The 10,563-nt window shown below is 65.0% G+C and carries 9 protein-coding genes; 7 read left to right on the forward strand and 2 right to left on the reverse strand.

Annotation, left to right across the window (positions count from 1 at the left end; all coding sequences use genetic code 11):
• Window positions 1–3 precede the first annotated feature (3 nt).
• The 6 genes from ACK4R0_RS09365 to ACK4R0_RS09390 all read left to right on the forward strand — a co-directional run bounded on the left by ACK4R0_RS09365 (window position 4) and on the right by ACK4R0_RS09390 (window position 6,005).
• Window positions 4–2,202, forward strand: a complete 2,199-nt coding sequence (locus tag ACK4R0_RS09365; protein ID WP_409673541.1) for a phage tail protein — start codon at window positions 4–6, stop codon at window positions 2,200–2,202.
• 45 nt (window positions 2,203–2,247) lie between these two features.
• Window positions 2,248–2,691, forward strand: coding sequence for a DUF2793 domain-containing protein (locus ACK4R0_RS09370; protein WP_409673543.1), 444 nt, complete (start codon window positions 2,248–2,250; stop codon window positions 2,689–2,691).
• Window positions 2,692–2,909: 218 nt separating this feature from the next.
• Window positions 2,910–4,028, forward strand: a complete 1,119-nt coding sequence (locus tag ACK4R0_RS09375; RefSeq protein ID WP_409673545.1) for an OmpA family protein — start codon at window positions 2,910–2,912, stop codon at window positions 4,026–4,028.
• Window positions 4,029–4,173: 145 nt separating this feature from the next.
• On the forward strand, window positions 4,174–4,515 hold the full coding sequence (gene erpA / locus ACK4R0_RS09380; protein ID WP_409673547.1) for an iron-sulfur cluster insertion protein ErpA: 342 nt from the start codon (window positions 4,174–4,176) through the stop codon (window positions 4,513–4,515).
• A 116-nt stretch (window positions 4,516–4,631) separates the two neighbouring features.
• On the forward strand, window positions 4,632–4,805 hold the full coding sequence (locus ACK4R0_RS09385) for a DUF1328 domain-containing protein (RefSeq protein ID WP_409673549.1): 174 nt from the start codon (window positions 4,632–4,634) through the stop codon (window positions 4,803–4,805).
• 138 nt (window positions 4,806–4,943) lie between these two features.
• On the forward strand, window positions 4,944–6,005 hold the full coding sequence (locus ACK4R0_RS09390; RefSeq protein WP_409673551.1) for an AI-2E family transporter: 1,062 nt from the start codon (window positions 4,944–4,946) through the stop codon (window positions 6,003–6,005).
• A gap of 9 nt (window positions 6,006–6,014) precedes the next feature.
• Here the strand turns inward: ACK4R0_RS09390 and ACK4R0_RS09395 are convergent, their stop codons facing one another.
• Entirely contained in the window at window positions 6,015–8,351 is a 2,337-nt protein-coding gene (locus ACK4R0_RS09395) for a DNA translocase FtsK (protein ID WP_409673553.1), read from the reverse strand.
• Between the two features lie 141 nt (window positions 8,352–8,492).
• On the opposite strand from ACK4R0_RS09395, the gene ACK4R0_RS09400 reads away from it, so the two are divergent.
• On the forward strand, window positions 8,493–9,713 hold the full coding sequence (locus ACK4R0_RS09400) for a UbiH/UbiF/VisC/COQ6 family ubiquinone biosynthesis hydroxylase (RefSeq protein WP_409673555.1): 1,221 nt from the start codon (window positions 8,493–8,495) through the stop codon (window positions 9,711–9,713).
• A gap of 132 nt (window positions 9,714–9,845) precedes the next feature.
• Here ACK4R0_RS09400 and ACK4R0_RS09405 read toward each other — a convergent pair whose 3' ends face one another.
• Entirely contained in the window at window positions 9,846–10,487 is a 642-nt protein-coding gene (locus ACK4R0_RS09405; protein ID WP_409673557.1) for a TetR/AcrR family transcriptional regulator, read from the reverse strand.
• Window positions 10,488–10,563: the final 76 nt, after the last annotated feature.

Genomic DNA, 10,563 nt, shown 5'->3' on the forward strand with positions numbered 1-10,563 from the left:
ACCATGGCGACGCTGGTTTTGAGCACCGTTGGTACCCTGGTCGGTGGCCCGCTCGGTGGCGCGCTTGGCGCGCTGATCGGGCGCACGATCGATCAGACCGTGCTGTTCCGCCCCAAGGACCGCGAGGGTCGTCGGCTTGCAGATCTTGCGGTACAAAGTTCGCAATATGGCAGTCCGTTTGCGCAGGTGCATGGCCGCGCGCGGATCGCCGGAACGGTGATCTGGGCGACCGACCTCAAGGAACGCCGCATCCGCGAGGGCGGCGGCAAGGGGCGGCCGGGAACGACGCGCTACAGCTATTCGGTGTCGTTCGCGGTGGCTCTGTCGAGCAGGCCGATCGCGGGTGTCGGACGCATCTGGGCTGAAGGCAATCTGCTGCGCGGCGCAGATGGCGTCTTCACCAGCGAGACCGGCTTTCGGCTGCACCTTGGCCATGGCGACCAGCCGCTCGATCCGCTGATCGCATCCGCCGAAGGGCTGAGCAGCTGCCCGGCCTATCGCGGGCTTGCCTATGCGGTGTTCGAAGACATGGCGCTCGAAGAGTTCGGCAACCGCATTCCGTCGCTGACCTTCGAGGTGATCGGCGATGCAAGCGATGCCGATCTGGGTGGCATCGTGGCGCGCGCGATCGGGATGGACGAGCCCTGGGAAGCATCGCCCGCCGTGACCGGCGCCAGCCTCACCGGCGAAACCCGGCGCGACATGCTGCGCACGATCGCTGCCGGCTTCCCGCTGGTGCTGACCGATTCGGATCGAAACCTGCGGGCCGTTCTGCGCGAGGCCCAGCTTCCCGGCGGGGCGGTGGTTGCGACATCCACGCTGCTGCAGCGCGCACAGGGCAGTGCCGAACAGAGCCATCTCACCAGCCAGCGAAGCACGCCGCAGACCGATGGTCTGGTGCTGCGCTATTACGAACCGGAGCGCGACTATCAGCCGGGGTTGCGTCGCACGGGTTCCAGCGGCAGCGGAAGGCTGCGACAGATCGAATTGCCGCTGGTGCTGAGCGCCAGCCTGGCGCAGCACCGCGCCGAACTGCTGGTGCGGGCCGAACGCGATGGCCTCGAGCGGATCGATCTGCGCACGTCGGTGCTCGATTTTGCGATGCTCCCGGGCAATGTCGTCACGATAGAAGGATGGGCGGGAAGCTGGCGCGTGCTGCGCTGGCAATGGAGCGCGGAAGGCATCGATCTGGCGCTTGCCAGCCACCGGGCCGCCGGTTCGGCGCTGCCGGTCATGGTCGATCCCGGACGCAGCGTGAACGCTCCCGATGGCGGCATCGGTCCGACCCGGTTTGCCCTGTTCGATCTGCCATCGCCGCTCGATCGGCCGATGGCGCATTCGCACATCGCGCTCGCCGTCGCAGGCCCGCTGGCCGGCTGGCGCGGCGCGACGGTGTATCGGCTGGAGAGCGATGACACGCTCGGTGATGCGCTCGAACACCTGCGCGTCAATGCGACGATGGGCGCGGTTGCCGGGATACTGGGCCCCGGAACGCCGCTGCTGCGCGACGATACCAATGCCCTGATCGTCAACCTGGTCCGCGACGGCCCGTTCGCCCTGGTCAACGCCGACGATGCGGCGCTGTCGCGCGGAGCGAATCTGGCCATGGTGGGGGCAGAAGCGATCCAGTTTGCGCATGTCGAGCCCCTGGGAGGCAATCTGTTCCGATTGACCGGCCTGTGGCGCGGGCGGGGCGGGACCGAGGACAAGATCGCCGACCATGCGCCGGGCGAGAGCTTTGTCCTGATCAGCGAGGCCTTGGGACTGGTCGATCCTGCCTTCATCGGCGCGGAGCCCGGCTTCGATGCCGCAGCGCAGGGCCGTGATGATCCCGAACCCGCCATCGCACGGCTGGGCAGCCACGGCAGAGCGGTGCGGCCCCTGTCGCCGGTGCATGGTCGCTGGCGTGACAACGGGGCGGGCGGGATCATCGTGCAATGGACGCGCCGCAGCCGGGGCGGCTTTGCCTGGCGCGACGGCATCGACGCGCCGCTGAGCGAAGACGCCGAGGTTTACCGGATGGCGGTTGCTGCCGATGGCATCAGCATCGCAGACCTTGTGGTGCACGAAGCGTCCGTTTCGCTCGATGCGGGCGTTCTGGCGGCGTGGCGATCTATGGCCAGTGCAACGCTGGAAGCGTCGGTTGTCCAGCAGGGGGCGCTGGGGCTGTCGCCACCGCTGATTATCCCGTTGCCGCTTTAAGTTCGCCCGCAAGTCCGCCCGCAGCATTAGCCGAGGAACCAGACCATGTCGCAGACCGCCAATTTTGCATTGCCGTTGCTGTTCGCCGCGCAGGCGCAGAAGGAAATCACCCACAACGAAGCGCTCGTCATCATCGACGCGTTGCTGGGCGGCTGTGTCGAGGCCGTCGCGGCGGACCCTGCCGAACTCGAACCGGCCGAAGGAAGCGCCTGGATCGTCGGGCCTTCGCCCGTGGGGGCATGGGCGGGCAAGGCCGCGCAGATCGCGATCTTCACCGCCGGGGGGTGGCGGTTCGTGGCCGGCCTCGCCGGGATGCGGATGTATGACCGGGCCGCGGCCATTGTCCGCATGCACGATGGCGGCACATGGTCGGCGCCCCCCGCCATATCCGGCGCCAGCGGCGGCACGGTCGTCGATGTCGAGGCCCGCTCCACGGTGGCTCTCATGCTGGCAGCGCTGCGATCACACGGACTGCTCGATGCTACTTGATTGATCTTGCCGCATTATGCTTTTATGATTCGCAGCGGCCGGTCAGGGCCGACCTGGCTTGCATTAAAGGCAACTGCTGCCATTTTTTGCCCGTCACCCCCTGAAATGGCGACATTTCGGCAACACTCCCGCCAAAACCGCGCTTGCGTGGCAACTAGGTTAGCGTTAGTAACGTTGCCGAGTTGTCGTTTCAAATCCTAATTATAAGGGGAATATCTATGCGAAAGTTAGTCATAGGACTGGCATTGGCATCTACCGCCCTGACCACACCGGCTTTTGCCCGTGATGGCGAGTGGTACGTTGGCGTCGAAGGCGGCGCCATGATCGTTGAGGACATCGAGTTCGATGTCGGCGCGCTCAGCAATGCGGTGATCATCGATTCGGACAAGGGTTATGACGTCGGCGCAATCGTCGGTTATGACTTCGGTCCGTTCCGCATGGAAGCTGAAGTCAGCTATCGTGAAGCTGACCTGACCGACCTCCAGACCTCGGTTGCTGTCGCACGCGGTGCGCCCCTTCCTGCTCTCGTTGGTCGTTCCAACGCAGTCGGTTCGGCTAACGTGCTTTCGTTCATGCTCAACGGCTTGATCGATTTCGGCGACAATGATGGCCTTCAGGGCTTTGTTGGCGGCGGCGTCGGTGTTGCTCGTACGGACATCACCGCAGCAGCCACCAACCCCGGTCGCTCGGCGTTCCTGAACGATTCCGACACCGGCTTTGCATGGCAGGTTCTCGCTGGCGTTCGTGCTCCTCTCAGCGACAGCTGGGACGTGGGTCTGAAGTATCGCTTCTTCAACAGCGACTCGGTCAGCCTGATCGACGCTGGTGGACGTGATTTCGATGGCCGCTTCCGCAGCCACTCGATCCTGGGCAGCATCATCTACAACTTCGGTGGTCAGGATGCGGCTCCGCCTCCTCCTCCCCCGCCGCCGCCCCCGCCGCCTCCGCCGCCTCCGCCGCCGCCTCCTCCGCCGCCTCCGCCGGTTTGCGAGAAGGGTCCGTACATCGTGTTCTTCGACTTCGACAAGTCGAACATCACGCCGGAAGCAGCGACCATCCTGGACAACGCCGTGGCAGCCTATGGCAGCTGTGGTTCGGTTCCGGTCATGCTCGCAGGTCACGCCGACCGTTCGGGCGCAGCCTCGTACAACGTCGGCCTGTCTCAGCGCCGTGCGGACTCCGTCAAGGCCTATCTGGTCTCGCGGAACATCCCCGCAAGCGCGATCAGCACCCGGGCATTCGGGGAAACCCAGAACCGCGTGCAGACCGCCGATGGCGTTCGCGAACTGCAGAACCGTCGCGTGGAAATCACGTACGGTCCGGGTTCGGGTATGTAAGCCACACGCTGGATCGCAAGATCTGGCTACAAAATCGGGGTCGGTCTTCGGACCGGCCCCTTTTTTGTGCCTTGCGCGGGCGCAGCGATGCCGGTTCGGCTGACGGCGGCTTGTCGCTGCGGCCTGGAAGGCTTATGTTGGCCCTATGGAACAGACCGCCACCACTGACATCACCCTCACCCCCAGTGCCGCAACCCGCGTGGCTGCCATCGCGGCCAAGCAGGGCAAGCCTGCCATGCTCCGGCTGTCGGTCGAAGGTGGCGGGTGCTCGGGCTTCCAATATCGCTTCGGTCTCGCTGATGCCCCGGAAGATGGCGACACCATCGCCGTGCAGGACGGCGTGTCGCTTGTCGTCGATGAGATGAGCCTGGACCTGGTGCGCGGCAGCGCGGTCGATTTCGTTGAATCGCTCGGCGGTTCGGCGTTCCAGGTGACCAACCCCAACGCCGCCTCCGGTTGCGGATGCGGATCAAGCTTTTCGATCTGAACCCTGGTCGGGACCCAGCCGGGGGCTTGGTCATCGCTGACGCGGAACCTTTCGGCGCGGCGTGGCGTAACGTGAAGCGAAACGTTACCGCGAACCTACGCTGGAAGGACCCCATCATGCTCAGAGCCGCCCTTATCTTCGCCATCATCGCCCTCGTGTTGGGCGTGCTGGGCTTCGGCGGCCTTGCCGACTTTGCCTGGGATCTTGCCAAGATCCTGTTCTGGATCGCCGTCGTGATCGCGGTCGCGCTGTTCGTGATCGGAACCTTCATCTACAAGAAGGTGACATAGGCCTCACCGTCCCCGGCGCCGACAACGACCAGCTGTCTTTCGCCGCTTCTCCCGCTGAATAACCGATGATATCTTAGTCTTCAAAAGCACCACCGGCTCCTTGCCGGTGGTGCTGTTCTCTTGCGAAAGTCTGACCTGATGGAGCCTGCCAACCAAGACGACCGGGATCCGACGCTGGGTATCAGCAGGGTCGCCGCGATGACGATGGTGGTCGTTGGCATCCTGGGCCTCGCCTGGTTGCTGGTCGAGCTCGCCGGCTTCCTGATGATGGTCTTTGCAGCACTGGTCCTAGCGGCGGTGTTTTCCTCGATCGCCGGCGGGGTTTGCCGCGTTACCCGCATGAGTCGTGGCCCGGCGCTTGCGATTTCGGTGCTGCTGTTGCTGGGTGTTTTTGCCGGGGTGTTCACGCTGTTCGGGTCGCAGCTGGCAAACCAATTCGACACCATCCGGCAAAGTATCCCGCCTGCCATCAACAATGTCGAGGCACAGCTTGATCAGCTGGGGCTGGGCGATTCCGCGCGCGAAATGTTCCGGCAGGGCAGTGGCGATATCTCGACCATGGCATCCCGGCTGGGTGGTTTCGCAATGACGGCCACGAGCAGCCTTGCCAATTTCCTGCTCATCTTTTTCGGCGCGATCTTCATCGCCAGCGACCCTCAGGTCTACAGGCGCGGCGTGGTGCTGCTGATGCCGCGCAGGGCCGAGCGGCCGTTGGACGAAGCGCTCGAGGACGCAGCCCGCGGATTGCGCGGGTGGATGCTCGGCCAGGCGGTGTCCTCGGTGTTCGTCGCGCTGTTTTCGGGGGCGGGGCTGGCCTTGCTGGGCGTTCCGGCCGCCGGCGGCCTGGGGCTGATCGCAGGCCTGCTGGATGTCATCCCGATGGTCGGTCCAATCATCGCCGCAGTGCCTGCCGTGCTGCTGGCGTTCACCGTCTCGCCCACCGTGGCCCTGTGGACGCTGGTCTTGTATATCATCGTCCAGCAGCTGCAGAGCTATCTGCTTCAGCCGATGATCCAGAAGCATGCGGTCGATGTGCCGCCTGCCGTGCTGCTGTTCGCTGTCGTCGCCGCCGGCTTGCTGTTCGGTTTCATCGGCGTGCTGCTGGCTGCGCCGCTGACGGTCGTGCTGTTCGTGATGGTGCAGCGCCTTTATGTGAAGACGCTGCTGGAAAAGGACATCAAGGTCGCAGGCGAGAAATAGCCCGCGGCATCACAGCGGGTTGCCATCCTTGTCGCGAAAGACCTCCCGCCGCCCGACATGGTTGGGCGCGCTGATGAAGCCATCCTCCTCCATCCGCTCGACAAGCCGCGCGGCGCTGTTGTAGCCGATGCGCAATTGCCGTTGGAGCCAGCTGGTCGATGCCTTCTGACTTTCGAACACGATCTGGCAGGCGCTGCGGTACATCTGCTCCTCGGGGCTGTCGTCAAGGCTCGCGCCGTCGAGCGCAAATCCGCCGTCCTCGGGCTCCTCGGTGACCGCCTGGATATAATCGGGCTGCCCTTGGGCACGCCAGTGATCGGCAACGCGGCGTACCTCTTCGTCCGAGACGAACGGTCCATGGACGCGTTCGACCTGCTTGCCGCCCGACATGTACAGCATGTCACCCTTGCCCAGCAGCTGCTCGGCGCCCTGTTCGCCCAGGATGGTGCGCGAATCGATCTTGCTGGTGACGTGGAAGCTGATCCGGGTCGGCAGGTTGGCCTTGATCACCCCGGTGATGACGTCGACCGAGGGACGCTGCGTCGCCATGATCAGATGGATTCCCGCCGCGCGCGCTTTCTGCGCCAGCCGCTGGATCAGGAACTCGACCTCCTTGCCCGCGGTCATCATCAGGTCGGCAAGCTCGTCGACGATGACGACGATCTGCGGCATCGGCTCGTAATCGAGCTGCTTCTTCTCGTATTGCGGCTGACCGCTGACGGGGTCCCAGCCGGTCTGCACTTCTTCGCCCAGCGGGATGCCCTTGGCCTTGGCGACGCGGATCTTGTCGTTGAAGTTGACGAGGCTGCGGACCTTGAGCTCGCTCATCATCCGGTATCGCTCTTCCATCTGCTCGACCGCCCATTTGAGCGCGCGGATCGCCTTTTGCGGCTCGGTCACCACGGGCGAGAGCAGATGGGGGATGCCGTCATAGATCGACAGCTCGAGCATCTTGGGATCGATCATGATCAGCCGCAGCGTCTCCGGGGTCATCCGGTAGAGCAGCGACAGGATCATCGCGTTGAGGCCGACCGATTTGCCCGATCCGGTGGTGCCCGCGATCAGCAGATGCGGCATCGGCGCCAGATCGGCGATCACCGGGTCGCCCGAGATGTTCTTGCCCAGGATCACTGGCAGCTGGCCGGTATTCTCGGCGAAATGCGTCGATCCGATCATCTCGTGCAGCACCACGGCATCGCGGTGCTGGTTGGGCAGTTCGATGCCCAGTTCCTTGCGGCAAGGGATCGCAGCGACACGGGCCGAACGCGCCGACATGTTGCGCGCGATATCGTCGGCGAGCTGGATGACGCGGTTGGCCTTGATGCCCGGCGCGGGCAGCAGTTCATAGCGGGTGACGACCGGGCCGGGGCGCACCGCAGTGATCTCGCCCTTGACATTGAAGTCGCTGAGCACGGTTTCGAGCAATCGCGCGTTGCGCTCCAGCGCGATCTTGTCGAGCGCAGGGCCGGTGCTGGACGGTGGCGGATCGAGCAGATCGACCGAGGGCAGGTCATAGGGTCCGAAAAAGTCACCCTGCTTGCTCTTGGGGCCAAGCTGGGCCTTGGCCGGGCGCAATGACGGCTCGGTGATCTCCGGCGGCGGGCGGTTGTCGGGAACGGCTTCCTTGCGCGGTGCTGCCAGCGCGGGACGCGGCGTCTCCGGCAGATCGCCGATCGCCTCTTCATCGTCCTCGTCGACCGTCGGGCCGATCGGCTTGCGGAACAGGGCTTCGGGCACGCTGACCTTGATCGGCGGCATGCGCAGCAGTCCGCGCTCAAGCCCCAGCGCCTTCCAGCCCAGTCCAATACCGAGCAGGCCCAGAACGGTGGCACTGCCATACACGCCCCATGCGACACCCGCCGGTGGCAGCAGCCCCGCCAGCGCCTGAATGCCTCGCGCACCGACAAGACCGATCAGGCCGCCGGGTCCGGCAGGAAAGTGCTGCGCCGACTCTCCGAAAAAAACAGCAGCGGCGACTGCCAGCAGCAATATGCTCATCACCGTCGCCAAAGCGGCCCGGCGCCAGTGGCCAAGCGGACGGTTGATCCACAGCCGGTGCGCCTGCACTGCGGTGATCGGCAGGATCAGCGCGCTGGCGGGACCGGCAACGAACAGCATCAGGTCCGCGATCCAGGCACCGGCTGCCCCCATCCAGTTGTCGATCGGGCCGCCGGCCGCTGTGTTGAACGAGGAATCGGTCTGGTGATAGGTGGCCAGCGCCAGTGCGGTAAACAGGACCAGTGTGAACAGCGTCAGCGACAGGATCAGGCTGCCGCTGCGCAACAGGCTTTGACGCATCAGTTCGCGCCAATCGGGCGCGTTTCTGGTGGCGGCGCGACTGGCCATATCCTGTAAAACTCCGGCGTTATGGTAAATGCCCGCGCATTTTGCACAGACGAGGGACTCCGCGTCAAGCAAGGACTTGGGACCCGACTCCGGGTGGCAAAGCCTCTGTTCAGGCCGCCAGTTGCGCCCTACATTGCGGCCATGAACGAAACACAGCATAGCGACATCCTGATCATGGGCGCAGGGCCGACGGGCCTTGCACTGGCACTGGCATCGGCGCGCAATGGAATGAGCGTCCGGGTTGTCGACCGCATCGGCCCGCAGACGCTTGCCGACCCGGCATTCGACGGGCGTGCATCGGCGCTGGCCAGCACCAGCTGGCAAATGCTGCAGAACCTGGGGCTGGGCGATGCGTTGTGGCGCGATGCCTGCCCGATCGACCGCATTGCCGTCAGCGACGGCCTGCGCAAGGGCGGGCTTGATTTCGATGCCGGGGTCGAGGGCATGGGCGTCATGCTGCCCAACAGCCTGCTTCGCGCCGCGCTGTTCGAGGCAGCCAGTGCCGACGCCGATATCGATCTGGTGATGGGGGGCGAGGTCGCTGCCCGCACGATCGACGCCCATCGCGCCACGGCGACCCTGGCCGATGGACGCGTGTTATCAGCGTCGTTGCTGGTCGGCGCGGAAGGCCGCGTGTCACCCACCCGCGATCTTGCCGGAATCAATTTGGGCCAGTGGTCGTACCATCAGCGCGGGATCGTTACGGCGGTGACGCTGGAAAAGCCGCACCACAGCACCGCGTTCGAGATATTCTATCCCGACGGTCCGGTCGCGATCCTGCCGCTCAACGACGATGACGAGGGCCGGGCGATGGCCTCGATCGTCTGGACCGTTCCCGAGGGCAAGGCCGATGCGTGGGTGTCGCTGTCCGACCGGGCGTTCGGCGCGGCGCTGACCAAGATGACCGGCGGTTTTCTCGGAGAGATTACCCCGGTGGCGCCGCGCAGCAGCTGGCCGCTGACATTGTGTCAGGCGAGCGCGATGGTCGCTCCCCGGGTCGCTCTGGTGGGCGACAGCGCGCACATTATTCACCCGATTGCCGGGCAGGGACTCAACCTGGGTCTGCGCGATGTCGCGGCGCTGGCGCAGGTGCTGGGCGAAGGCGCGCGGCTGGGGCTCGATCCCGGCGATCTGGCGCAATTGAAACGCTATCAGGACTGGCGGATGCTCGACAACGCGATGATGGCGGCGGCGACCGATGTGCTCAATCGGCTGTATGGCCTGCCGGGCGGCGCGCCCTCGCTGGTGCGGCGTCTGGGGATGCAGATCGTCGGGCGCACGGGGTTGATCCGCCGGTTCATCATCGACGAGGCCCGCGGCGCGAGTGGGGAGCTGCCCGAACTGCTGATGGCGAGCGATTGAGGGATTGAGAGATTTTGCACTATCGTCACCCCCGCGAAGGCGGGGGTCCCGCTTTTGCGCAGCCGTGGAGTACAAGCGGGATTCCCGCGTTCGCGGGAATGACGGGTCAGGGCGCAATCACCTTGACTACCATCAAGGCTTCAACCCCCGCGCGATGAAATCATTCGCGGCGCTGGCAATCGCCTCGGGGGTCATGTCCTCGGTCCACACCCCATAGCGCAGGCCCAGAAACACGTTCATCCCCATCACTGCCCAGGCGTGCAGTTCGCTGACATCCTCGCGCAGTTCGCCGGTCTTGGCGCCTGCCTTCAACCTCGCCAGAATACGCGAAGCGGTCACCTGGTAATGCGCGCGATAGCTGTCTGAATCGACGAACTCTGCTTCGTCGATGATCCGGTAGATTTCCTTGTGCTCGCGGGCGAACTCCAGAAAGCCCTGCAGCGCCGCGCGCTCGCGATCGAGCGCGGTCTCGGCCGCCTGCATCGCGGCGGCGGCATGGACCCCGACCTGCGCCGACATGTCCTGCACCAGCGCGCGGAAGATCTCATCCTTCGAATCGAAATAGGTGTAGAAACTGCCCAGCGCCGTGCCGGCGCGGCGGGTGATGCCGCTGATCGAGGCCTCGTGGAAGCCGCGCTCACCAAACTCGATCGCCGCAGCATCGAGCAGCTTGCGTAAGGTGGCACGGCCGCGCGCCGTGCGCGGCGTCTTGCCTGATCGTTCGGGCGATGCGTCTGCCCTGATGTCTGCCTGCCCAGGCGCCTGTGCCGCCATAATCCACTCCCACCGCCGCACATGATGCACTGATGCAACACGTCTGGCCGATTAACCCTGCTTTGTCTTCCCCAAA

Origin of the sequence: Blastomonas sp., assembly GCF_046294995.1 — a bacterium.
In the GTDB taxonomy this organism is placed as follows: Bacteria; Pseudomonadota; Alphaproteobacteria; order Sphingomonadales; family Sphingomonadaceae; genus Blastomonas.